We start from the raw sequence: 518 nt of genomic DNA, 5'->3' as shown, positions 1-518 counted from the left end.
ATCTCGATGCACTCGCGACATTCGAACAGGCGGCGGAACGGCTCGCCGCGATGAACCCCGTGATGCTCTCCTCCACGGAGGTACTCGATGGGCTGCGCCGGCTCGAGCGCGCCGCCCGGAAGGTGCCCAGCAGCCAGCACTGGCTCACCCAGGTCGGTATCGAGCAGGGCCTGCCGGCGCAGCTCGGGTATACCGGTGTCAAGGAGATGCTGGTCGATCAGCTGTACCTCGCCGGCGGGGAAGCGGTCGATCGGATCCGGGGTGCCCGCTCGCGAGCACCCCGGCAGACGCACGGAGTTGCGTCCGAACCCAAGCTCCCGGTACTCGCCGGTGCGCAACGCGACGGACTGATCTCCGAGCGGCACGCGGTCTCGATCGAGAAGGCCCTCGACAAGTGCTCGCACAAGCTCACCATGCCCAAACTTCATGACCTGGAAGACATGCTGGTCACCGCAGCGGTCGGCGGCTGCACCCCGGATGACATCGCGATGCTCGGGCGACGCGCCTACGAGCACATC

Annotated in this window: 1 protein-coding gene; it reads left to right on the top strand. The window is 67.2% G+C overall.

Going from position 1 to position 518, the window contains the following annotated elements; translation table 11 throughout:
- Positions 1-518 (top strand): DUF222 domain-containing protein (locus tag FK268_RS23910; RefSeq protein WP_146437917.1); only part of this gene is annotated, 518 nt, incomplete at both ends.

The organism is Tsukamurella sputi, assembly GCF_007858445.1.
In the GTDB taxonomy this organism is placed as follows: Bacteria; Actinomycetota; Actinomycetes; order Mycobacteriales; family Mycobacteriaceae; genus Tsukamurella; species Tsukamurella sputi.
Note: the sequence above shows the minus strand (reverse complement) of the source record. Positions and strands in the feature narration are given on the sequence as shown.